The following is a 21,597-nucleotide window of genomic DNA, read 5'->3' on the forward strand; positions in this document are numbered from 1 at the left end:
GCCCCTGGCGCGGTATCCGCCGGGGGCGCGGGTTGTTCGTTCCGACAAGGGCCGAGTATCCCACGCGGCCGCAGCCCGTTTCCCGGCTTATACGGGGCGCCGGGCAACCAAGGGGCGGCGGGTTCCGTCTGGGAGAATGGCTGAAGCCAGCATTCGAGATAGAAGGACGTGTCGTGGCTCAGAGCAGCACCGAGACCGACTGGGTCTCCCGTTTCGCGGACGAGGTCATCGCCGAGGCGGAGCGCCGAGCACCCGGCAAACCTGTCGTCGTCGCGTCCGGACTCTCCCCCTCCGGCCCGATCCACCTGGGCAACCTGCGCGAGGTCATGACCCCGCACCTGGTCGCCGACGAGATCCGCCGCCGCGGCATCGAGGTCCGCCACGTCCTGTCGTGGGACGACTACGACCGCTACCGCAAGGTGCCCAAGGGCATCCCGGGCGTCACGGAGGAGTCCCACGGCGGGCACATCGGCCGCCCGCTGACCTCCGTGCCCGCGCCCGAGGGGTCCCCGTACCCGAACTGGGCCGAGCACTTCAAGGCCGCCATGGTCGAGGCGCTTGCCGAGCTCGGCGTCGAGTACGACCCGATCAGCCAGACCGAGCAGTACACGACGGGCGCCTACCGCGAGCAGGTGCTGCACGCGATGAAGCACCGCGGCGACATCGACGCCGTCCTCGCCCAGTACCGCACGAAGCCGAAGGCCGCGAAGAAGTCGCAGAAGCCGGTCGACGAGGCCGAGCTGGAGGCCGCCGAGGGCTCCGGCGCGGCCGGCGAGGACGACGGCAGCGCCGAGGGCGCCGAGTACTTCCCGTACAAGCCGTACTGCGGTGAGTGCGGCAAGGACTTCACCAAGGTCACCTCGTACGACGACGAGACGACCGAGCTGACGTACGTCTGCACCGAGGACGAGTTCACCGAGACGGTGAAGCTGTCGGAGTTCAACCGCGGCAAGCTCGTCTGGAAGGTCGACTGGCCGATGCGCTGGGCGTTCGAGGGCGTCGTCTTCGAGCCGTCCGGCGTCGACCACTCCTCGCCGGGCTCGTCCTTCCAGGTCGGCGGCCAGATCGTGCACATCTTCGGCGGCGAGCAGCCGATCGGCCCGATGTACGCGTTCGTCGGCATCAGCGGCATGGCGAAGATGTCGTCGTCGAAGGGCGGCGTCCCGACCCCGTCCGACGCGCTGAAGATCATGGAGCCGCAGCTGCTGCGCTGGCTGTACGCCCGCCGCAAGCCCAACCAGAGCTTCAAGATCGCCTTCGACCAGGAGATCCAGCGCCTGTACGACGAGTGGGACAAGCTGGAGGCGAAGGTCGCCGACGGCTCGGTGCTCCCCGCCGACGCCGCCGCGCACACCCGCGCCGTCCGCGTCGCCTCGCACGAGCTGCCGCGCACCCCGCGCCCGCTGCCGTACCGCACGCTCGCCTCGGTCGTCGACATCACCGCCGGCCACGACGAGCAGACCCTGCGCATCCTGGCCGACCTCGACCCGTCGCAGCCGCTGGCCTCCCTGGACGAGGTCCGGCCCCGCCTGGACCGCGCCGAGAACTGGATCACCACCCAGGTCCCGGCCGACCAGCGGACCCTGGTGCGCGAGGAGCCCGACACCGAGCTGCTCGCCTCCCTCGACGACGAGGCGCGCCGCTCGCTGGCGCTGCTGCTGGAGGGCCTCGACTCGCACTGGTCCCTCGACGGGCTGACCACGCTCGTCTACGGCGTGCCGAAGGTGATGGCCGGGCTGGAGCCCGACGCCAAGCCGACGCCCGAGCTGAAGGTCGCGCAGCGCAGCTTCTTCGCGCTGCTGTACCGCCTGCTCGTCACCCGGGAGACCGGCCCGCGCCTGCCTACGCTGCTGCTGGCGGTCGGCGCAGACCGCGTCCGCAAGCTGCTGGCGGTCTGACCGGCCGTACGACGGAGGGGGCCCGCCGGGTGTCCGGCGGGCCCCCTTTCCGCTTCCTCACCGCCCGGGCGGGGCGGGAGGCCCTCAGGCGATGTGCTCGTTCTCCAGGTCGCGCTGGTAGCGCTGCTTCAGCTCCGGCATCAGGCGGCGCAGGGCGGAGGCGCTGCGCGGGTGGACGATGCCCATGCGGTCCTGGAGGTGTATCTCCAGCTGCTCCGGGGTCGGGAAGCCGCCGTTCTCGTCGATGTACGCCCGGAAGACCTCGTACGCGGCCTCGGCGAACTTCACCTCGTCGATCCCGCCGTCCGCCTCCTCCTCGGCGGCCGCCGGGAAGAGGGCGCCCTGCCCGTCGGTCTCCGCCTGCGCGTCCAGGGCGCGCTGGGCGGCGCGGGCCTCGAGCTGGGCGGCGAGGGCCTGCCGGGCGGCCGGGTCCTGCTCGGTGTCCGGCAGCTCGGGGCCGGCCGGCGGCAGCACCGGGGTGGGCTCCAGGCCCTCGACGTACTGCGGGTTGTAGCCGCTCTCGTACGCGGTCTGCGGGGCCCGCGGCGCGGCGAACCAGGCGCTGTTGTGGGCCGCGGGCATGGCCGTCGGGTCCACGGCGAACGGCGGCGGCGCGTGGTGCGGGACGCCCTGGGCCTGCAGCCAGGCCGCCCGGGCCTCGGCCTGGGCCTGGGTCTCCGGCTGCGGCTCGGCCTGCGCCTGCGCCCCGGCCCGCGGGTCCTGCCCGGGCCCGGACGGCACCGGCTGCGCGCCCTGCTGCGGGCCCTGACCGCCCGGACCGGCCAGGGCCTGCGGCTGCGCGGCCGCGGCGGCGCCCGCCGCCAACGCGGGGGCCTTCGCCGCGGTGTCCGCGGGCGGCAGCAGCGCGGGGTCGATCCCGGCCGCCGCCAGCCCCTCGGGGGCCGTCTGCGACAGGGGTACGCCGATGCGGGCCAGCTTCAGCGGCATCAGCGCCTCCACCGGCGCCTTGCGGCGCCAGCTGCGCCCGTACCGGGCCTGGAGCCGCGCCTGGTAGATCAGCCGGTCCTGCTCCATGCCGACGGCCTGCTCGTAGGAGCGCAGCTCCCACAGCTTCATCCGCCGCCACAGCTTGAAGGTGGGGATGGGGGAGAGCAGCCACCGCGTGATGCGGACGCCCTCCATGTGCCGGTCAGCGGTGATGTCGGCGATCCGGCCCACCGCGTGCCGGGCCGCCTCCACGGTGACGACGAACAGCACGGGGATCACCGCGTGCATGCCGACGCCCAGCGGGTCGGGCCAGGCCGCGGCTCCGTTGAACGCGATCGTCGCCGCGGTCAGCAGCCACGCCGTCTGGCGCAGCAGCGGGAAGGGGATCCGGATCCACGTCAGCAGCAGGTCCAGGGCCAGCAGGACGCAGATGCCCGCGTCGATGCCGATCGGGAAGACCAGCGAGAAGCTCCCGAAGCCCTTCTTCAGCGCGAGCTCGCGGACCGCGGCGTACGAGCCCGCGAAACCGATGCCCGCGATGACGACGGCACCCGCGACGACCACGCCGATGAGTATTCGGTGCGTACGAGTCAGCTGCATCGCGGCCACCCGCGATCTCCTCCCCTTGTCGTGCCACGGCAGGCACAGCGTACGGGTGACTGTACGGGTGACTGAATGTCAGCCTCCACCAAGGGTCCCCGGTCCGCTGCGCCCCGCCGTGTCGGTGCCTGCTACTGGGACGCGGCCGGGGAAGGCTGCTGCTCGGGCTGCTTCTGCTCCTGGTTGGCGGCGTCGACGGAGGCGATGATCTCCTTGGCCGCGGCGACGGCGTCCTGGAGCAGCTTGGCGTGATCCGGTGCCCCGGCGCCCTCGTAGGCGGCGCCGTTGTAGTCGACGGTGACGACGACGTTGTGGGTGCGTGCGACGACGGTCGTGTTCGCGAAGTCCACGTCCTTCTTCACGCCGAAGACGATCGAGGTGGCCTGGTCGCCGGTCTCGGCGACGGCCTCGGCCTTGACGTCGGTCGCGCCCTCGGTGGCCTTCGCGGTCTCGACCTGCTTGCCGTACTGCTCCTCGGCGCGCTTGTTGGCGCTGCCGAGGGAGGCGTGGGAGTCGTAGCGGACCAGGGAGACCGACAGCCAGCGGTACTGGGAGCCCTTCAGGCCGTCCGTCTTCAGGCCGTTCCAGGAGCAGCTGGCGCGGCTGCCCAGGTCGTTGGACTTGGTCGCGGTGCCGTTGGTGTCCTTCGCGTCCGGGACGAGCGTCTCGACGGTCTTGGACTGGAGGGTCTTGCACGGCTCGGGGAGCGTGGCGAAACGGGCCTTCTCCAGCTCGACCTTCGGCTTCCCACCGGGCTTGGCGGACGCCGACGCGCCCGACTTCTTGCCGTCGCCGGATCCGGAGCCCTTGCCCTTGTCCGAGTCGGACGAGCATCCGGCGGCGGCGAATATGACCGGGACGACGGCGGCGCAGGCGAGCACCCGGGTGAGGCGCGAAGCAGATCGGTGCATGGTTCCTTCACTACGTTGAGGGACGCGTTCGTGTGGAGCGGTGGGGGCGCGGGTACGGACGCGGCGCGGGCGCGGGACCCGTGCAACGGTAGCCCCACCGGGCGTGCGGCTGCTGTGCGCGCCGTCACGCCGGGGTGTCGCGGGCCGCCGCGTCGGACGCCGTCAGTCGCTGAAGCGCTCGACGAGCGCCTGCGCCAGCTGCCGCGCCTTGTCCTGGGTTTCGGTGCTGGAGGGGACGGCGCCGGGCACGGCGGGCTGGACGCTGTACTCGACGGTGACGATGACGTTCGCGGTGCGGAAGACGACCCGCACGGTGCGGGACTGGGCGGCGCTGGCGCCGGCCGGGCCCAGCTTGTCCTCGATGAAGGCCTCGGCGCCGAGGCCTTCGAGGACGCGGGAGCCGAGTTCGGACGGGGAGGGCGACGGGGTGGGGGCGCCGCTGCCCGGCGCGGGGGATCCGGAGGCGGGGGGCGCGCCGGTGGCGGCCGCGGGCGGGGAGGCCGGCGGGGCCGCGGGAGGGGGGCTCGACGCCGGGGCGGCGCCGGGGGAGGCCGGGGCGCCGGGGGTGGCGGCGGGGCCGGGGAAGGGGAGGCGGGCGTCGGTGAGGCTGCGGACGTAGACCTGGCGGGCCTTGTCGTCGTCGCTCATGGTCGTCCGGTCGTAGGAGACGACCCGCTCGAAGCCGACCGCGAGCAGGCGGGTCTCCTCGGGGGTCTGCGCGCTCCAGCGGCAGCCGACGTGCCGGTCGGCGTCGTAGGAGGTGTCGGCGGTCCCGGCGTAGATCCGCTCGCGGTCCTCCTCGGTGAGGCCGGGCGCGGCCGGCAGCATGGCCCGCAGCCGCTTGCCGTCGACCGACCGGCAGGGGGAGGGCAGGCTGCGGTACTTCCCGGCGGGCGCGGGTGCGGGGGAGCTGTCGCCGGACTTGGAGTCGGTGTCGCCCCCGCCGCTGCCGCCGCCGGTGCACCCGGTCAGGCCGGCCATGCCGGCCACGAGTGCGGTGAGCACCGCGATGCCCGGCAGGACCCGCCGTACCGCCTTGCGCTGCACGTCCTCTGGCTCCCTTCGACCGCCCCGGCCGCCCGGCGGTCAGGAAAATGCGTTGCCGCGCTTTGGGCGCGGATGGACACAATGTCTATCGCACACGCCGGTCCCGGCGCCGGTCTCCTGTCTGGTTTGGGGTCCTGAGCGAGGGTTTTGCGGATTCTGATTTTTCCATGGGTTTCGGGGGATTAAGCCGTTATGTCGTACTTCGAGGTTGCGGGGGAGCACGTCCCCATCCGGATGTGGACCGACCCGGCGTCCGTCGAGCCGAGTGCCATGCGGCAGCTGCAGAACACCGCCACCCTGCCGTGGATCAAGGGTCTTGCCGTCATGCCGGACGTCCACTACGGCAAGGGCGCCACGGTCGGCTCGGTGATCGCGATGAAGGACGCCGTCTGCCCCGCGGCCGTCGGCGTCGACATCGGCTGCGGCATGTCCGCGGTGAAGACCTCCCTGACGGCGAACGACCTGCCGGGAGACCTGTCGGGGCTCCGCTCGAAGATCGAGCGGGCGATCCCGGTCGGCGCGGGCATGCACCGCGACCCCGTCGACGCCGACCGGCTGTACGGGTTCCCAGCGGACGGGTACGCACGGCTGTGGGACCGCTTCGACCACCTCGCGGACGCCGTGAAGTTCCGGCGCGAGCGGGCGGCGAAGCAGATCGGCACGCTGGGCACCGGCAACCACTTCATCGAGTTCTGCCTCGACGAGGAGGGCTCGGTGTGGCTGATGCTGCACTCGGGCTCCCGGAACATCGGCAACGAGCTCGCCGACCACCACATCGGCGTGGCGCGCAGCCTCGACCACAACCAGAACCTCGTCGACCGGGACCTCGCGGTCTTCCTCGCGGCGACGCCCGAGATGGAGGCGTACCGCAATGACCTCTTCTGGGCGCAGGAGTACGCCAAGTACAACCGGGCCGCGATGATGAGCCTGTTCAAGGAGGTCGTCCGGCGGGAGTTCCGCAAGGCGAAGGTGTCCTTCGAGCGGGAGATCAGCTGCCACCACAACTACGTGGCGGAGGAGCGGTACGAGGGCATGGACCTGCTGGTCACCCGCAAGGGCGCGATCCGCGCCGGCAGCGGCGACTACGGGATCATCCCGGGCTCGATGGGCACGGGCTCGTACATCGTGAAGGGCCTCGGCAACGAGCTGTCCTTCAACTCCGCCTCCCACGGCGCGGGCCGGAAGATGAGCCGGACGGCGGCGAAGAAGCGGTTCTCCGCGCGGGACCTGGCGGAGCAGACCAGGGGCGTCGAGTGCCGCAAGGACGCGGGCGTGGTGGACGAGATCCCCGGCGCCTACAAGTCCATCGAGCAGGTCATCGACCAGCAGACCGACCTGGTCCGCGTCGTGGCCAGGCTCAAGCAGGTCATCTGCGTGAAGGGCTGAGCCCGCACGCGGATCCGGGGGGACGGAGGAGCCCCGGCGGGCACCGCCCGGCCGGGGCTCCTCCGTGCGCGCGGGTACACGGCGTGCGCATTCACCCGAACGGTGCGGACCGGCTCGTCCCCGTGCTCAGAGGTCGCGGTGGACCTTCGTGTTCGAGGCCTGGGCGCGGGGGCGGACGACCAGGAGGTCGATGTTGACGTGGGAGGGGCGGGTCACCGCCCAGGCGATCGTGTCGGCCACGTCGTCGGCGGTGAGCGGCTCGGCCACGCCCGCGTAGACCTTGGCGGCCTTCTCCTCGTCGCCGCGGAAGCGGGTCTTCGCGAACTCCTCCGTCCTGACCATGCCCGGGGCGATCTCGATGACGCGCACCGGCTGCCCGACGATCTCCAGGCGCAGGGTCTCCGCCAGGACGCGGGCGCCGTTCTTCGCGGCGACGTAGCCGGCGCCGCCCTCGTACGTGCCGTGCCCGGCCGTGGACGACAGCACGACGACGGTGCCGTCGCCGGAGGCGGTCAGGGCGGGCAGCAGGGCCTGGGTGACGTGCAGGGTGCCGATGACGTTGACCTCGTACATCGTGCGCCAGTCGGCGGGGTCGCCGGTGGCGACCGGGTCGGCGCCGAGCGCGCCGCCCGCGTTGTTGACCAGGACGTCGCAGCGGTCGAGGGAGGCGGCGAAGGCGTCGACGGCGGCACGGTCGGTGACGTCGAGGGCGTACGCGGCCGCGGACAGCCCGGCCGCGCCCAGCTCGGCGGCGAGGTCCTCGATGCGGTCCTTGCGGCGGGCGGTGAGGACGACGTGGTAGCCGGCCTCGGCCAGCCGCCGGGCGGTGGCCGCGCCGATGCCGCTGCTCGCGCCGGTGACTACGGCGGTCCGGGTGGCCGTGCTCATGTGCGGCTCCTCGTGCATGGGCGCACGCGTGCGGTGGGGTGCGTGCGTGTGTTCGTACGGCGGACACCGCCAGCATAGGCGCGGGCCGGCCGCCGGGTACGGGCCCGTCGGCCAGGCCGCCGGACCCGCCGGATGGGGGGAGGACCCGCCCTCGTTCGTGTGATGGTCCGACCGGCCGGGCGCGGCCGCGGGCTAGCCTCCGCGCGTGGACGAGGAGGTGGTGGCGGTGCGCCGTGGTGCCGCTCGCAGTGTGGTGATGGGGCTCGCAGGGCTGGCCGGCGCGGCGGGGCTGCTGTGCGGCGCCTCCGGCGCGGCCGCGGCGGCCGGGGCCGCCGGCCCGGAGCCCGGCGGGCCCGCCGCGGCGGCAGCGGCCGCCCCGGAGGCCGACGTGGCCTACCACGGCAGGGTCGCCCTCGCCGGGGGCGAGCTGCGGGTGTGGCTCGTGCCGTGGAACGAGGGGCCCTCCGAGCTCCCCGACTCCACCGTGCGGCTGCGCCTGTCCGCCGAGCTCGCCGACCGGCAGGACCTGGCGGCGGGCTGCGTGCGGGCCGGGGCGCGCGAGGTGGTGTGCGAGACCGGGCCGCTGCCGCGGCACGGACAGGGCCGGCACATCGGGCTCGTCCTGGGCCTGAAGGAGCCGGTCCCCGAGGTCGTCGTCCGCATCGACACCTGGTGGAACGGCGGCGCCGCGGACCGCAACCTCGCCAACAACCAGCACGCGGTCCTCGCCCTGGACACGGGCGACACCTACGCCTTCTGACCGGCGCGCGCCCGCGTCGGACCGCCCTACGGCGCCGCCACGCCCCCGAACTCCTCGACCGCGTCGGTGACGATGCGCTCCAGGCGGGCGTGGTGCGCGCCGCGCCAGTAGACGCGCTCGCAGGACGTGCACTGCGCGAACACGTCGTACGAGCGGTGCGTGCCGCCCTGCAGGCGGTCGCCGACGCTCTCCTTGTCGGCGTCGCGCAGCGTGCCGTTGCAGGCGGTGCAGCGCGTCCACGGCGCGAGCGCTGGCGCGAAACGGCCCAGCACGTCGCGCAGTTGCTCGTCGGGGTTGTCGCTGTACACGTACGCGCCGGCGAAGATCTCGCGGCGGCGCAGCAGTCCGCGGTCGCGGGAGAGCAGCACGCGCCGCTCGTCCGCGGAGCGGGTGGCGAGGGCGGGGTCGCCGATGTCCTCGTTCTCGTAGGCGGCGTCCACGCCGAGCAGCCGCAGGCGGCGCGCGAGGGTGCCGAGGTGCACGTCGAGGAGGAACCGCAGCGGGGCGCCGGCGATCCGCTGGGGCCGGTCCACGCCGAACACCTCGACGGTCTCGCCGGGCCGGGGCACGTACGAGAAGGGCTCCGCGCGGCCGTCGACGAGCAGCCGGCCGACCTCCGTCAGCGGGACTCCCGCGGACTCGACGACGTGGCCGAGGCTGGAGGCTCCGTCCGTGGCGGTCGGGACCCGTTCGGCGCGCCGGCCGGGCGGGACGAACAGGCGGAGTTCAGGGGCGAGGGTGAGGTGGATGCCGGGTCCGTTCACGCTGCCCAGGATGCCATCGCCGGGCGGGCCCGCGCGGCCGAATTACGGGGCCCCGGCCGCCCGGCCGCGGGCGGCGCGGGGCGCACCCCGCGCGCGGCGGCCGGTCAGGGCCAGACCAGGCAGTACGGCTGGTGGCCCGCCTCGTGGAGGCGCTGGCTGAAATCCTGCCATTCGTGCAGCAGCTGGTACACGTTGAACGCGTCGCGCGGGCCCCCGCGGTCGGGCACCGTGGACCAGATGAACGCGGCCGCGCCGACGGACTCCTCGCCGATGTCGCGCAGCGGGTCGACGACCGTCGTCGGCAGCTTGACCACCGCGTAGTCCGGGTGCAGGACGACCAGCTCCAGCGGCGGCACCTTGTGCAGGGGTATGCCCTGGATGCCGGTCAGCACCATCGCCGCCATGGTCTCCGGCTTGATCTTCGTGAACATGCCGCCCATGCCGAGCTCGTCGCCGCCGAGCTCCTCCGGCCGCATGGTCACGGGCACGCGGGCCGCCGTCGCACCGTCCGGCGCGCCGAAGTACTTGTACGTCACGCCCATGCCGCGGCCCTTGGGCACCGGGCCGTCGAGTTCCTCCGCGGCCGGCGCGGGTGCGGGCACGGGCTCGGCCGCGTCCGCGGCGCGGCGGCGGTGCCTGCCGCGGCGGCGGGCTTCGCGGGCCTCGCGGGCGCGCTTCGGGTCGAGGTCGTCCGTACCCTCGCCCGGTCCACCACCGCGTTGCATATCTCCACCCGACTGGTCTTGCCTGCCCCGGCCCCGCGGCTGCCGCCACGCAGCCTGATCATCATGGCAGTGACCTCCCCCGGGGCGGCGCGGTGAAACGCCCGTCCGCAAGTCGGTCGCGGCCTGATGAGACCATGGCTCGTGTGAGCTACCCGTACCCGTATGAAGCCAAAGTCTCGCAGACTCTCTTCGACCGCGCGTCCCTCGTGACGCCCGGCGGCGTGAACTCTCCGGTCCGCGCGTTCCGCGCCGTGGGCGGAACGCCCCGGTTCATGGTGTCCGGTACCGGTCCGTACCTGACCGACGCCGACGGCCGCGAGTACGTCGACCTCGTCTGCTCCTGGGGACCGATGATCCTCGGCCACGCCCACCCGGCCGTGGTCGAGGCCATCCAGGCCGCGGTGGCCCGCGGCACCTCCTTCGGCACCCCCGGCGAGGGCGAGGTCGCGCTCGCAGAGGAGATCACCGCCCGGATCGAGCCGGTCGAGCAGGTCCGCCTGGTGTCCTCCGGCACGGAGGCGACCATGTCCGCGATCCGCCTGGCCCGCGGCTTCACGGGCCGCTCCAAGGTCGTGAAGTTCGCCGGGTGCTACCACGGCCACGTGGACGCGCTGCTCGCCGCCGCCGGTTCCGGTCTGGCGACCTTCGCGCTCCCGGACACCCCCGGCGTCACCGGCGCCCAGGCCGGCGACACCATCGTGCTCCCCTACAACGACCTCGAAGCGGTACGGGCCGCGTTCGCCGCGCACCCCGGCGAGATCGCCTGCGTGATCACCGAGGCCGCCCCGGGCAACATGGGCGTCGTCACCCCCGCCGACGGCTTCAACCAGGGCCTCGCGGACCTGTGCCGGGAGAACGGCGCGCTCTACATCTCCGACGAGGTCATGACCGGCTTCCGCACCTCGCGGGCCGGCTGGTACGGCGTCGACGGCGTCCGCCCCGACCTGATGACCTTCGGCAAGGTCATGGGCGGCGGCTTCCCCGCCGCCGCGTTCGGCGGCCGCGCCGACGTCATGGCCCACCTCGCGCCCGCCGGCCCCGTCTACCAGGCCGGCACCCTCTCCGGGAACCCCGTCGCCACCGCCGCCGGCCTCGCCCAGCTGCGCCTCCTCGACGACGCCGCGTACGCCGCGGTCGACGCCGTCTCGGAGCGGATCCAGGGCCTGGTCACCGACGCGCTGGCCAAGGAGGGCGTCGCCCACCGGGTGCAGACCGCCTCCAACATGTTCTCCGTCTTCTTCACCGCGGACCCCGTCCGCAACTACGACGAGGCGAAGCAGCAGGAGTCCTTCCGCTTCAACGCGTTCTTCCACTCGATGCTGTCGCAGGGCGTCTACCTGCCGCCGTCCGCGTTCGAGTCGTGGTTCGTCTCCACCGCCCACGACGACGCCGCCGTCGAGCGGATCGCCGCCGCCCTGCCCGCCGCCGCCCGCGCCGCCGCGCAGGCCACCCCGGAGGCCTCCGCATGAGCGACACCACCGTCGTCCACCTGATGCGCCACGGCGAGGTCGACAACCCCGACGGCGTGCTCTACGGCCGCCGCCCCGGCTACCACCTCTCCGAGCTGGGCCGCCGCATGGCCGACCGGGTCGCCGAGCACCTCAGGGACCGGGACGTCGCGTACGTCGTGTCCTCGCCGCTGGAGCGGGCCCAGGAGACGGCCGAGCCCGTCGCCAAGGCCCACGGCCTCGAGATCGCGACCGACGCCCGGCTGCTGGAGGCGGAGAACGTCTTCGAGGGCAAGACCTTCGGCGTCGGCGACGGCGCGCTGCGCAGGCCCGGCAACTGGCGGCACCTGACCAACCCGTTCCGCCCGTCCTGGGGCGAGCCGTACGTGGAGCAGGTCGTCCGCATGATGAGCGCGATCGAGGCGGCGCGCGACGCGGCCCGCGGCCACGAGGCCGTCGCCGTCAGCCACCAGCTGCCGATCTGGATCGTCCGCAGCTTCGCGGAGAAGCGCCGCCTGTGGCACGACCCGCGCCGCCGGCAGTGCACGCTGGCGTCGCTGACCTCGTTCACGTACCAGGGGGACAGGCTGGTGTCGGTGGGCTACAGCGAGCCCGCCCGCGACCTGGTCCCCCCGCACCTGCTGGCGGGCGCCCGGCCCGTCAAGGGCAAGTCGAAGGCGTTCGGGGCCTGACCAGCGGCTTGGCACCGGCCCCGGGGGGCGCGGAAGATCGGCAAATCGCTCATGCGAAACTTTTCACATGAGAACTGGCCGCGCCCCCCGCCGCCGCCCCGCCCGCGGCCGCGCCCTCCTGCTGACCGCCGTGGCCGCCGCAGGCGCCCTGACCCTGACGGCGTGCGAGGACGGCGCCAAGTCCTCGGGGTCCGGCGGCGGCAACTACGTGACGGGCCCCAGCGGCATCTCCACCGTCGCCAAGGGCGAGCGCGTCGACGCGCCGAAGCTCGACGGGGAGACCGTCGACGGCAAGACCCTCGACACGACCGAGCTCAAGGGCAAGGTCGTCGTCCTCAACGTGTGGGGCTCGTGGTGCCCGCCCTGCCGGGCCGAGGCCCCGTCCTTCGCGAAGGTCTCCCAGGAGCTCGCCGACGCCGGCAAGCCCGTCGCCTTCGTCGGGATCAACACCCGTGACACGAGCAAGCAGAACGCGGCCGCCTTCGAGGCCGACTTCAAGATCACCTACCCGAGTCTGTACGACCCCTCGGGCAAGCTCCTGCTGCGCTTCCCGGCCGGCAGCCTCAACCCGAACGCCATCCCCTCCACGATCGTCCTCGACAAGGAGGGGAAGATCGCCGCGCGCACCCTGGCCCCGCTGGGCGAGCAGCAGCTGCGCTCGATGATCGACCCGCTGCTCGCGGAGCAGTGACCTCGTGGTCCCCGAACTCCTCACCCTGGCCGCCGAGCCGGCCGGCGTGAACCCCACGGTCCTGTCCGGCGCCCTGCTGCTGGCCCTGCCCATCTCCGTGCTGGCGGGCCTGGTCTCCTTCTTCTCGCCGTGCGTGCTGCCGCTCGTGCCCGGCTACCTCAGCTACGTCACCGGCGTCAGCGGCGCCGACCTCGCCGAGGCCCGGCGCGGGCGCATGGTGGCCGGCGCGAGCCTGTTCATCCTCGGCTTCACCGCCGTCTTCGTCTCGACGGGAGCCCTCTTCGGGCAGTTCGGCAACGTCCTGCTCGGCAACAAGGAGGTCATCTCCCGGGTCATGGGCGGCCTGGTGATCCTCCTCGGGCTGTTCTTCATGGGCGCCATCCCCGGCCTGACGATGCGCGAGTTCCGCTTCCACCGGAAGCCGGCGGCCGGGCTGCTGGGCGCGCCCCTGCTCGGGGTGCTCTTCGGCGTCGGCTGGACCCCCTGCATGGGCCCGACCCTCGCCGCCGTCACCACCCTCTCCCTCGACCAGGCCAGCGCCGGGCGCGGCGCCCTGCTGACGGTCGCCTACTGCCTGGGGCTGGGGATCCCGTTCATCGCGGCCGCGGTCGCGTTCCGCAAGGCGCTGGGCGCGTTCGGCTGGGTGAAGCGGCACTATGCGTGGGTGATGCGCATCGGCGGCGGCATGCTGATCGCGACGGGCCTGCTGCTCGTCACAGGAGTGTGGGGCAGCATCGTGAACGACATGCAGAGCTGGACCCAAGGCTTCACGGTGGGGATCTGAGGACTACACGGACATGAGTACGACCGACAAGGCGTCCGCAGAGGCGCAGCACCCGCCCGCGGACGAACCGTCCGACCTCCCCGGCACCGACCGGGCCGACTCCGACTCCGCCGAGGCCGCCGCAGGCGCCCAGCTGTCCACCGCCCCCGCGGAGGACGGCCCCGGCCCCGTCGGCATCGGCGTGCTCGGCTGGGCCCGCTGGATGTGGCGGCAGCTCACCTCCATGCGGGTCGCACTCATCCTGCTGTTCCTGCTGTCGCTGGGCTCCATCCCCGGCTCGCTCGTCCCGCAGAACCAGGTCGACGAGCTGAAGGTCGCCGACTGGAAGCGCGACCACGCGTTCTGGGTGCCGGTCGCCGAGAAGCTCCAGCTCTTCGACGTCTACAGCTCGGTGTGGTTCTCCGCGATCTACCTGCTGCTGTTCGTCTCCCTCATCGGCTGCATCGTCCCCCGCACCTGGCAGTTCGTCGGCCAGCTCACGGGCCGCCCGCCCGGCGCGCCCCGCCGCCTGGACCGCATGCCCGCGTACGCGACCTGGCGCACCGAGACCGCGCCCGAGCAGGTCCTCGCCCACGCCAAGGCGCTCCTGGGCCGCGGCCGCTTCCGCACCGAGCCCGGCAAGGGCTCCGTCGCCGCGGAGAAGGGCTACCTGCGCGAGGCCGGGAACCTCGTCTTCCACCTGTCGCTGATCGTGATGCTGGTGGCGTTCGCCTGGGGCCAGCTGTTCAAGTCCGAGGGAGGCAAGCTCGTCCTGCGCGGCAGCGGCTTCGCGAACACCCTCACCCAGTACGACGACTTCAAGTCCGGCAGCTTCTTCAGCACCGACGACCTGCCGCCGTTCTCCTTCACCCTCGACGACTTCTCCGCCAGCTACGAGGAGTCCGGCCCCCAGAAGGGCACCGCCCGCGACTTCACCGCCTACGTCACCTTCCACAAGGGCGCGGACGGCGCACCGCAGAAGCGCGAGATCCAGGTCAACAAGCCCCTGGAGGTCGACGGCGCCAAGGTCTACCTGCTGGGCCACGGCTACGCGCCGGTCATCTCGGTGACCGACCCCTCCGGCAAGGTCGTCTACAAGGACGCCGTCCCGATGCTGCCGTTCGACGGCAACCTCAGCTCCTCCGGCGCCGTCAAGGTCACCGACGGCTACCGCAACAAGGACGGCGTCAAGGAGCAGCTCGGCTTCAACGCCCTCTTCGTGCCGACCTTCGCGGGCGCCGGCCAGGGCACCATGCTCTCCCAGTTCCCCGACCTGAAGTTCCCCGTCCTCGCCCTCAGCGCCTACCACGGCAGCCTCGGCGTCGACTCCGGCCTGCCGCAGAACGTGTACCGGCTGAACACCGCCAAGATGCAGGAGTTCAAGGACGCCGACGGGCAGCTGCTGAAGAAGCGCATGCTCGTCGGCGAGACCATGGAGCTCCCCGACGGCGCCGGCACCGTCAAGTTCGAGGGCATCGAGCGCTGGGCGACCTTCTCCGTCACCGCCCAGCCCGGCAGCGGCCTCGCCCTCGGCGGGGCGGTCGCCGCCATCGGCGGCCTCGCCGCGTCGCTGTTCATCCAGCGCCGCCGCATCTGGGTCCGCGCCGTCCCCGGCCCGGACGGCACCACCGTCGTCGAGATGGCCGGACTCGGCCGCAGCGAGTCCGCCAGGCTCCCCGAGGAGCTGGGGCAGCTCGCCGCCGCCCTCCACGAGCAGGCGCCCACGGCGCCCGAACGACCTGTCACGGAAACCGTCGAAGGAGAGCGCGGATGACGCCGCTCGCAGCCGAGGTCAACGAGAACCTCGCGCAGATCAGCAACTACCTCGTCTACTCGTCGATGGCGGTCTACACGCTCGCCTTCCTCGCGCACATCGCCGAGTGGACCTTCGGCAGCCGCAGCAAGGTCGCCCGCACCGCGGCCGCCCTGACGACCGCCCCCGCCGCGGCCGCCGCGCCCGCCGTGCAGGTCCGCTCCCAGGGCACGACCGCCGTCCTCGACAAGCCGAAGGTCGTGACCCGGTCCGCGCCCGGCACCCGCGACGTCCCCGACGGCCCCGGCGCCGCCGGCGGCACCGCCCAGGGCGACCTGTACGGGCGGATCGCCGTCTCGCTGACCGTCCTCGGCTTCCTCCTCCAGGCCGGCGGCGTCGTCGCCCGCGCCGCCTCCGTGCAGCGCGCCCCCTGGGGCAACATGTACGAGTTCTCGATCACCTTCTCCGCGGTGGCCGCCGGCACCTACCTGCTGCTCCTCGCCCTGAAGAAGAACGTCCGCTGGCTCGGCCTGATCCTCGTCACCACCGTCCTGCTCGACCTCGGCGTCGCCACCACCTGGCTGTACACCGAGAGCGACCAGCTGGTCCCCGCCCTGCACTCGTACTGGCTGTGGATCCACGTCTCCACCGCGATCTTCTGCGGCGCCGTCTTCTACATCGGCGCGGCCGGCGCCGTGCTCTACCTGCTGCGCGACTCGTACGAGTCCAAGCTCGCCTCCGGCGGCACCCCCTCGAGGATCGCCGCCTCCGTGCTGGAGCGCTTCCCGTCGGCCGCCTCGCTCGACAAGTTCTCCTACCGCATCAACGCGGCCGTCTTCCCGCTGTGGACGTTCACGATCATCGCGGGCGCCATCTGGGCCGGCGACGCCTGGGGCCGCTACTGGGGCTGGGACCCCAAGGAGGTCTGGTCCTTCGTCACCTGGGTGGCGTACGCCGCCTACCTGCACGCCCGCGCCACCGCCGGCTGGAAGGGCCGCAAGGCCGCCTACCTGGCCCTGTTCGCCTTCGCCTGCTGGATCTGGAACTACTACGGCGTGAACATCCTGCTCAACGGCAAGCACTCGTACGCGGGCGTCTGAGCCCCCGGTCCTCCGTACACGCGCGGCCGCGCACCCCGGGCTTGGGCCCGAGGTGCGCGGCCGCGCCTACGGGGCGACGCTGGTGCCATGCCGACACCGCAAGGCACCAGCGAGCGCCGGAGCGGCGACCGCTACCTGCTGCACTTCGAGCCGCACCTGCCGTGCGCCTACGAGACGGTCTGGCCGGCCCTGACCACGCCGGAGGGGCTGCGCCGCTGGCTCGCGGATGCGGACGTGCTGGAACGGCACCTGGGCGGGGCCGTGACCCTGCACTGGCTCGACGAGGACGAGACGGTCTCGGGCCGGGTCACGGCCTGGGACGTCGAACGGGTCGCGGAGTACACGGTGGACGAGAACGACCGGATCCGCTTCCACCTGGAGCCGCTGGGCACGGACTCCACGCTGGTCCGCTTCACCGACGACCGGCACGGCTCCGACAGCGACTGCGCACACGGCCTGGCCGTCTGGCATGACCGCTTCGAGCGGCTGGAAGCCGTGCTGACGGCCACGGCCACAGGCCCGGGGCGATCGGCTGCCCCGTCCCACTGAGACCGCGGCGGGACACCCGCTAGGACTGCCCCTTGTCCTTGTCCTCGCCCTGCTCGCGCCGCTTCAGCTCTTCCTCGCGGCGCCGCAGGTCCGCCTCCCAGTCCTTGAGGAGGGCCTCGTCCTTCTTGTTCTCCTCGCGCAGGGAGTTGAGGAAGTCCGGGTTGTCGTCGGGGGCGACCCACTCGTGCCGGTGGTTGCGGTGCCACTCGGAGGGCGTACGGCCGCCCACCGGAGGACGGCGCATCTTGCCCGCGGCGAACCAGACGATCGGGCCGACGATCCAGAAGAGCAGGATGATGATGACCCAGACGACCTTGGGGAGGTGCTTGGCCTCGTCCTCGGGGGTGTTGAGGCAGTCGATGAACGCATAGATCGTCAGCGCCAGCGGCAGGATGAACATCAGCGCCCGGATCATGTGGAGCAGCCCCCTGTGAGCAATGGCGGGGTTCGAATCGACGGCCCCGGTGACAGGTCCAGCGTATCCGGTGACGGATACTGGCCCCTATGGCTTACGACGATCTCCGCTCGCTGCTCCGGGCCCTGGAGCGGGAGGGCGACCTCAAGCGCATCAAGGCCGAAGTCGACCCGTACCTGGAGGTCGGGGAGATCGTCGACAGAGTGAACAAGGCAGGCGGTCCGGCCCTGCTGTTCGAGAACGTCAAGGGCTCCGACATGCCCCTGGCGATGAACGTCTTCGGCACCGACCGCCGCCTGCTGAAGGCCCTCGGCCTGAAGTCGTACGCCGAGATCAGCGAGAAGATCGGCGGCCTCCTCAAGCCGGAGCTGCCCCAGGGCTTCGTCGGCGTCCGCGAGGCCTTCGGCAAGCTCGGCTCGATGGTGCACGTGCCGCCGAAGAAGGTGAAGGCGGACGCGGCGCCCGTCCAGGAGGTCGTCCTCACCGGCGACCGGGTCGACCTGGACCGGCTGCCCGCCCTGTTCACCTGGCCCAAGGACGGCGGCTCCTTCTTCAACCTGGGCCTGACGCACACCAAGCACCCCGAGACCGGCGTCCGCAACCTCGGCCTGTACCGCCTCCAGCGCCACGACAAGCGCACCATCGGCATGCACTGGCAGATCCACAAGGACAGCCGCAACCACTACGCGGTCGCCGCGGAGCGCGGGGAGCGGCTGCCGGTCGCCATCGCGTTCGGCTGCCCGCCGGCCGTCACCTACGCGTCGACCGCGCCGCTGCCCGGAGACATCGACGAGTACCTGTTCGCCGGCTTCGTCGCCGGCAAGCGGATCGAGATGGTCGACTGCAAGACCGTCCCGCTCCAGGTCCCCGCGCAGGCCGAGGTCGTCGTCGAGGGCTGGCTGGAGCCCGGCGAGATGCTCCCCGAGGGCCCCTTCGGCGACCACACCGGCTTCTACACCCCGCAGGAGCCCTTCCCCGCGCTGAAGATCGACTGCATCACGATGCGGAAGCGGCCGCTGCTGCAGTCCATCGTGGTCGGCCGGCCGCCCACCGAGGACGGCCCGCTGGGCCGGGCCACCGAGCGGTTCTTCCTGCCGCTGCTGAAGATCATCGTGCCGGACATCGTGGACTACCACCTGCCGGAATCGGGCGGCTTCCACAACTGCGCGATCGTCTCGATCGACAAGAAGTACCCCAAGCACGCCCAGAAGGTCATGCACGCGATCTGGGGCGCGCACATGATGTCCCTGACGAAGCTGATCGTGGTGGTCGACAAGGACTGCGACGTCCACGATCTGCACGAGGTGGCCTGGCGGGCCCTCGGCAACACCGACTACTCCCGCGACCTCACCGTCGTCGAGGGGCCCGTCGACCACCTCGACCACGCCTCCTACCAGCAGTTCTGGGGAGGCAAGGCGGGCATCGACGCGACGAAGAAGCTCCCCGAGGAGGGCTACACCCGCGACGGCGGCTGGCCCGACATGGTCGAGTCGGACCCGGCGACGGCGGCCCTGGTGGACCGCCGCTGGAAGGAGTACGGGCTGTGAGCTCCTACCTGGGTGGACCGGCGCTGTTCATCGGCGAGGACACCACGTTCATGCTGCTGGTACGCCCGAAACTCGACCCGGCGGACCCGGATGTCCGCAAGGCCGCCGAGCAGGCGGGCGTCTCGGCGGAGGAGTTCGCCGGCCCGGGCGACCTGTGGGCCCTGGTGCTGGACGACGACTACGAAGCCGACGGCGGCTTCGAGCTGCCCGGTGTACGCGACACCGAGGTCGAGGACTTCGCGGAGCGGCTGCAGGCCGCGGTCGCCACCGGCGAGCCCTTCACCGTCGAGGCCGGCGCGGTGCTGCGGCTCGAAGGCCGCCCGACGCAGCACGTCCGGACGGGCGAGAGCTACGTGGTCACGGTGCACGCCACCCCGCCCGAGCCCGAGGGGGCGCCCACGGTGTCCCTGACGACGGGCCCGCTGTCTCGCGCGTCCCTGCAGGCCGAGATCGACGAGTTCCGGAGAGACCTCGCATGATGACGACCGCTGACGGGGTCGTCGGCCCCGGGCCGGGCCCCGCCGCCCCACGGTCCAGCGGCAAGGTGAAGGCCTTCCTGCGCCTGGTGATGATCGAGCACTCGGTCTTCGCGCTGCCCTTCGCCTACATCGCCGCGCTGACCGCGATGTTCGACGAGAGCGGCACCGTCCACTGGACGGAGCTGCTGCTGGTCACCGTCTGCATGGTGGGCCTGCGGACCTTCGCGATGGCCGCGAACCGGATCATCGACCGCGAGATCGACGCCCGCAACCCGCGCACCGCGGGCCGCGAGCTGGTCACCGGCGCCGTGTCGGTGCGCTCGGCGTGGACCGGGGCGGGGATCGCGCTGGCCGTGTTCCTCGGGGCGGCGGCCCTGCTGAACCCGCTGTGCCTGATGCTGGCGCCGGTGGCGGTCGTGCCGATGGTGGTCTACCCGTACGGCAAGCGGTTCACGAACTTCCCGCACGCCATCCTCGGCCTCGCCCAGGCGATGGGACCGGTCGGCGCCTGGCTCGCCGTGACGGGCACCTGGTCCTGGGACGCGGTGATCCTGGGCCTGGCCGTCGGCGTGTGGATCGGCGGCTTCGACCTGATCTTCGCCTGCCAGGACGTGGCCGCCGACCGGGCGGAGGGCGTCAAGTCCGTCCCGGCCCGCTTCGGCGTCCCGGCCGCCCTATGGGGCGCCCGCGGCGCCCACGCCGTCACCACGGCCCTCCTGGCCTGGTACGCCGTGGCCACGGACGCGGGCGTGGCGTTCTGGATCGGCCTGGCGGTCGTCGTCGCGGCGTTCCTGTACGAGCACACGATCGTCACCCCGCACGACCTGTCCCGCCTGAACCGCGCCTTCTTCACGGTCAACGGCTTCATCGGCATCGCCCTGTTCGTGTGCGCCCTCGTGGACCTCGTACTCCGCGGCCTGCGCTGGTAACCCGAAGGAGCGACTCCGCCCGAATCGGGCTGCGCACGCCCGCCCGCGTGCATACCGTGCGCCCTACCATCGAGTGCATGGACAGGGAGGCCGACGTGACCGTCTCGGAGAGCGACCGCCTGCACTCACAGCTCAGCCGGTTCGAGGACATGTTCCCGGGCTACCGGATGGAGATTGTCGAGGGCGCCATCGTGATGAGTCCGCTGAAGCCGCACCACAACGCCACGATCTGGCAACTGTGGACTGCGCTGAAGCCCCAGATGTCGGAACAGTGGGGCTTCCTCAGTGATGTCGCGATCCCGTTCGACGGCGACAACGAGTTCTGCCCCGACCTCGCCGTGATCCCGGCCGCCGAAGTGGCCAAGAACCTCAGCGCCTACTCGCCCGATCTGATCGAGCTGGCCATCGAGGTGGTTTCGCCGAGCAGCCGCCGCAACGACTACGACGTGAAGCCCTGTGCCTACGCGCGCCGAGGGATCCCGCACTATCTGGTCTTCGACCCTTACAAGGCGCACTGCGTGCTGTTCTGGAACCCCGGCCCCGACGGCTACCTGGGTACGGACACCGTCGCGTACGGCGGGACGGTCGTCGTGGAGACCGGTATCGGCAAGCTCACCGTCGACACTTCCGACCTGCCCGTGGACCCCTCCGTCGTCACCCCGTGAGCTGCGGGCCCGCCGGGCGGGTCCGGGCCGGGCGCCGGTGGTAGACCGCCGTGGCGATGCCCGCGACGAGGCCGCAGAGGTGGCCCTGCCAGCTGATGCCCTCGTGGACCGGGAGGATGCCGGTGAGCATCGTGGTGCCCCAGTAGGCGGCGATGGCCAAGGAGACGGCGATCCCGAGGAGCTTCCGCTCCACGAAGCCACGTATCAGCAGGTAGCCGAAGAGGCCGAAGACGACCCCGGAGGCGCCCAGCGTCATGGTGTTCGGCGGGGAGATCAGCCAGGTGCCCAGGCCCTCGGCCACGATGATGATCCCGCAGACCGCGAGGAAGCGGCGGATGCCGGACAGGGCGGCGATGAACCCGAGGACCAGCAGCGGGACGCTGTTGGAGGCGACGTGGTCGAAGCCGAAGTGGAGGAAGGACCCGGTGACGACGCCGGGCAGGGTGTCGGGGTCGCGGGCCACCACCCCGTACTGGTCGAGGGCGTGGCCGGTGGCGTGGTCGACCGCCTCCAGGACCCACAGCAGGGCCACCCAGCCCAGCATGAGCTTGGCCGCCGCCCTGGCCCGGTCCGTCCGGCTCCATGTCGGCTCGATCGTGCTGCTGCTCATCCGCTCCGCCCCCCGGGTGTCGTGCTCCG

At 72.3% G+C, this 21,597-nt stretch carries 22 protein-coding genes; 14 read left to right on the forward strand and 8 right to left on the reverse strand.

All coding sequences use genetic code 11. From position 1 onward, the window contains the following. Window positions 1–173 precede the first annotated feature (173 nt). Window positions 174–1,898, forward strand: coding sequence for a lysine--tRNA ligase (gene lysS, locus IE170_RS30675; protein WP_189812742.1), 1,725 nt, complete (start codon window positions 174–176; stop codon window positions 1,896–1,898). 84 nt (window positions 1,899–1,982) lie between these two features. Here lysS and IE170_RS30680 read toward each other — a convergent pair whose 3' ends face one another. The 3 genes from IE170_RS30680 to IE170_RS30690 form a co-directional block, all read right to left on the reverse strand. Further along, window positions 1,983–3,455, reverse strand: a complete 1,473-nt coding sequence (locus tag IE170_RS30680; protein WP_189812743.1) for a DUF2637 domain-containing protein — start codon at window positions 3,453–3,455, stop codon at window positions 1,983–1,985. Between the two features lie 122 nt (window positions 3,456–3,577). Further along, window positions 3,578–4,357, reverse strand: coding sequence for a DUF3558 domain-containing protein (locus IE170_RS30685; RefSeq protein WP_189812744.1), 780 nt, complete (start codon window positions 4,355–4,357; stop codon window positions 3,578–3,580). A 162-nt stretch (window positions 4,358–4,519) separates the two neighbouring features. Continuing rightward, entirely contained in the window at window positions 4,520–5,404 is an 885-nt protein-coding gene (locus tag IE170_RS30690; protein ID WP_189812745.1) for a DUF3558 domain-containing protein, read from the reverse strand. A gap of 192 nt (window positions 5,405–5,596) precedes the next feature. Between IE170_RS30690 and IE170_RS30695 the strand changes: the two genes are divergently transcribed. Beyond that, window positions 5,597–6,790 carry an RtcB family protein gene (locus IE170_RS30695; RefSeq protein WP_189812746.1) on the forward strand — a complete coding sequence of 398 codons (1,194 nt, stop codon included), beginning with the start codon at window positions 5,597–5,599 and terminating at the stop codon, window positions 6,788–6,790. 126 nt (window positions 6,791–6,916) lie between these two features. Here IE170_RS30695 and IE170_RS30700 read toward each other — a convergent pair whose 3' ends face one another. Further along, window positions 6,917–7,678, reverse strand: coding sequence for an SDR family NAD(P)-dependent oxidoreductase (locus IE170_RS30700; RefSeq protein ID WP_189812747.1), 762 nt, complete (start codon window positions 7,676–7,678; stop codon window positions 6,917–6,919). Window positions 7,679–7,883: 205 nt separating this feature from the next. On the opposite strand from IE170_RS30700, the gene IE170_RS30705 reads away from it, so the two are divergent. Further along, complete coding sequence (locus tag IE170_RS30705) at window positions 7,884–8,438, forward strand: hypothetical protein (RefSeq protein ID WP_229885306.1); 555 nt, start codon at window positions 7,884–7,886, stop codon at window positions 8,436–8,438. 26 nt (window positions 8,439–8,464) lie between these two features. On the opposite strand, the gene IE170_RS30710 is transcribed toward IE170_RS30705, so the two are convergent. Next, window positions 8,465–9,202: a Mut7-C RNAse domain-containing protein gene (locus tag IE170_RS30710; RefSeq protein ID WP_189812748.1), complete on the reverse strand. Its 738-nt coding sequence runs from the start codon at window positions 9,200–9,202 to the stop codon at window positions 8,465–8,467. 104 nt (window positions 9,203–9,306) lie between these two features. Then, window positions 9,307–9,927, reverse strand: coding sequence for a hypothetical protein (locus IE170_RS30715; protein ID WP_189812749.1), 621 nt, complete (start codon window positions 9,925–9,927; stop codon window positions 9,307–9,309). Window positions 9,928–10,061: 134 nt separating this feature from the next. Between IE170_RS30715 and hemL the strand changes: the two genes are divergently transcribed. From hemL to IE170_RS30750, 7 genes are all read left to right on the forward strand, one after another. Further along, complete coding sequence (hemL, locus tag IE170_RS30720; protein ID WP_189812750.1) at window positions 10,062–11,396, forward strand: glutamate-1-semialdehyde 2,1-aminomutase; 1,335 nt, start codon at window positions 10,062–10,064, stop codon at window positions 11,394–11,396. Then, window positions 11,393–12,067 (forward strand): histidine phosphatase family protein, encoded by a 675-nt coding sequence (locus IE170_RS30725; protein ID WP_114053631.1) that lies wholly within the window; start codon window positions 11,393–11,395, stop codon window positions 12,065–12,067. Before hemL ends, IE170_RS30725 begins: the two co-directional genes overlap by 4 nt. Before the next feature lie 67 nt (window positions 12,068–12,134). Next, window positions 12,135–12,758 (forward strand): TlpA family protein disulfide reductase, encoded by a 624-nt coding sequence (locus IE170_RS30730; protein ID WP_189812751.1) that lies wholly within the window; start codon window positions 12,135–12,137, stop codon window positions 12,756–12,758. Between the two features lie 4 nt (window positions 12,759–12,762). Further along, window positions 12,763–13,542, forward strand: coding sequence for a cytochrome c biogenesis CcdA family protein (locus tag IE170_RS30735; RefSeq protein ID WP_189812752.1), 780 nt, complete (start codon window positions 12,763–12,765; stop codon window positions 13,540–13,542). A 13-nt stretch (window positions 13,543–13,555) separates the two neighbouring features. Next, complete coding sequence (gene resB / locus IE170_RS30740; protein ID WP_189812753.1) at window positions 13,556–15,295, forward strand: cytochrome c biogenesis protein ResB; 1,740 nt, start codon at window positions 13,556–13,558, stop codon at window positions 15,293–15,295. Further along, window positions 15,292–16,374 carry a c-type cytochrome biogenesis protein CcsB gene (gene ccsB / locus IE170_RS30745; RefSeq protein WP_189812754.1) on the forward strand — a complete coding sequence of 361 codons (1,083 nt, stop codon included), beginning with the start codon at window positions 15,292–15,294 and terminating at the stop codon, window positions 16,372–16,374. Before resB ends, ccsB begins: the two co-directional genes overlap by 4 nt. Window positions 16,375–16,461: 87 nt before the next feature. Next, a complete protein-coding gene (locus IE170_RS30750) occupies window positions 16,462–16,923 on the forward strand; it encodes an SRPBCC domain-containing protein (protein WP_189812755.1) in 462 nt (153 codons plus the stop codon). 19 nt (window positions 16,924–16,942) lie between these two features. On the opposite strand, the gene IE170_RS30755 is transcribed toward IE170_RS30750, so the two are convergent. Beyond that, window positions 16,943–17,338 carry a PLD nuclease N-terminal domain-containing protein gene (locus IE170_RS30755; protein WP_189812756.1) on the reverse strand — a complete coding sequence of 132 codons (396 nt, stop codon included), beginning with the start codon at window positions 17,336–17,338 and terminating at the stop codon, window positions 16,943–16,945. 89 nt (window positions 17,339–17,427) lie between these two features. Here IE170_RS30755 and IE170_RS30760 point away from each other — a divergent pair, with 89 nt between their 5' ends. From IE170_RS30760 to IE170_RS30775, 4 genes are all read left to right on the forward strand, one after another. After that, window positions 17,428–18,885: a menaquinone biosynthesis decarboxylase gene (locus tag IE170_RS30760; protein WP_189812757.1), complete on the forward strand. Its 1,458-nt coding sequence runs from the start codon at window positions 17,428–17,430 to the stop codon at window positions 18,883–18,885. After that, the gene (locus IE170_RS30765) at window positions 18,882–19,364 is read left to right on the forward strand and encodes a hypothetical protein (RefSeq protein ID WP_229885309.1); all 483 of its coding nucleotides are present in this window, start codon (window positions 18,882–18,884) and stop codon (window positions 19,362–19,364) included. The genes IE170_RS30760 and IE170_RS30765 overlap by 4 nt, the downstream gene beginning before the upstream one ends. Beyond that, window positions 19,364–20,293 (forward strand): menaquinone biosynthesis prenyltransferase MqnP, encoded by a 930-nt coding sequence (gene mqnP, locus IE170_RS30770; RefSeq protein WP_189812771.1) that lies wholly within the window; start codon window positions 19,364–19,366, stop codon window positions 20,291–20,293. The genes IE170_RS30765 and mqnP overlap by 1 nt, the downstream gene beginning before the upstream one ends. Before the next feature lie 77 nt (window positions 20,294–20,370). Then, complete coding sequence (locus tag IE170_RS30775) at window positions 20,371–20,958, forward strand: Uma2 family endonuclease (protein WP_189812758.1); 588 nt, start codon at window positions 20,371–20,373, stop codon at window positions 20,956–20,958. Here the strand turns inward: IE170_RS30775 and IE170_RS30780 are convergent. Beyond that, a complete protein-coding gene (locus tag IE170_RS30780) occupies window positions 20,948–21,568 on the reverse strand; it encodes a rhomboid family intramembrane serine protease (protein WP_189812759.1) in 621 nt (206 codons plus the stop codon). The two genes, IE170_RS30775 and IE170_RS30780, sit on opposite strands and share 11 nt — an antisense overlap. Between the last annotated feature and the right edge of the window lie 29 nt (window positions 21,569–21,597).

It is taken from the genome of Streptomyces toxytricini, assembly GCF_014649915.1.
GTDB lineage: Bacteria > Actinomycetota > Actinomycetes > Streptomycetales > Streptomycetaceae > Streptomyces > Streptomyces toxytricini.

Excerpts from the sequence above, each read along its gene's own strand:
- IE170_RS30685 (WP_189812744.1), bottom strand. The coding sequence starts at position 4,357 with ATGCACCGATCTGCTTCGCGCCTCACCCGGGTGCTCGCCTGCGCCGCC.
- IE170_RS30695 (WP_189812746.1), top strand. The coding sequence starts at position 5,597 with ATGTCGTACTTCGAGGTTGCGGGGGAGCACGTCCCCATCCGGATGTGG.
- IE170_RS30700 (WP_189812747.1), bottom strand. The coding sequence starts at position 7,678 with ATGAGCACGGCCACCCGGACCGCCGTAGTCACCGGCGCGAGCAGCGGC.
- IE170_RS30715 (WP_189812749.1), bottom strand. The coding sequence starts at position 9,927 with ATGCAACGCGGTGGTGGACCGGGCGAGGGTACGGACGACCTCGACCCG.
- hemL (WP_189812750.1), top strand. The coding sequence starts at position 10,062 with ATGGCTCGTGTGAGCTACCCGTACCCGTATGAAGCCAAAGTCTCGCAG.
- IE170_RS30725 (WP_114053631.1), top strand. The coding sequence starts at position 11,393 with ATGAGCGACACCACCGTCGTCCACCTGATGCGCCACGGCGAGGTCGAC.
- IE170_RS30730 (WP_189812751.1), top strand. The coding sequence starts at position 12,135 with ATGAGAACTGGCCGCGCCCCCCGCCGCCGCCCCGCCCGCGGCCGCGCC.
- resB (WP_189812753.1), top strand. The coding sequence starts at position 13,556 with ATGAGTACGACCGACAAGGCGTCCGCAGAGGCGCAGCACCCGCCCGCG.
- ccsB (WP_189812754.1), top strand. The coding sequence starts at position 15,292 with ATGACGCCGCTCGCAGCCGAGGTCAACGAGAACCTCGCGCAGATCAGC.
- IE170_RS30750 (WP_189812755.1), top strand. The coding sequence starts at position 16,462 with ATGCCGACACCGCAAGGCACCAGCGAGCGCCGGAGCGGCGACCGCTAC.
- IE170_RS30755 (WP_189812756.1), bottom strand. The coding sequence starts at position 17,338 with ATGATCCGGGCGCTGATGTTCATCCTGCCGCTGGCGCTGACGATCTAT.
- IE170_RS30760 (WP_189812757.1), top strand. The coding sequence starts at position 17,428 with ATGGCTTACGACGATCTCCGCTCGCTGCTCCGGGCCCTGGAGCGGGAG.
- mqnP (WP_189812771.1), top strand. The coding sequence starts at position 19,364 with ATGACGACCGCTGACGGGGTCGTCGGCCCCGGGCCGGGCCCCGCCGCC.
- IE170_RS30775 (WP_189812758.1), top strand. The coding sequence starts at position 20,371 with ATGGACAGGGAGGCCGACGTGACCGTCTCGGAGAGCGACCGCCTGCAC.
- IE170_RS30780 (WP_189812759.1), bottom strand. The coding sequence starts at position 21,568 with ATGAGCAGCAGCACGATCGAGCCGACATGGAGCCGGACGGACCGGGCC.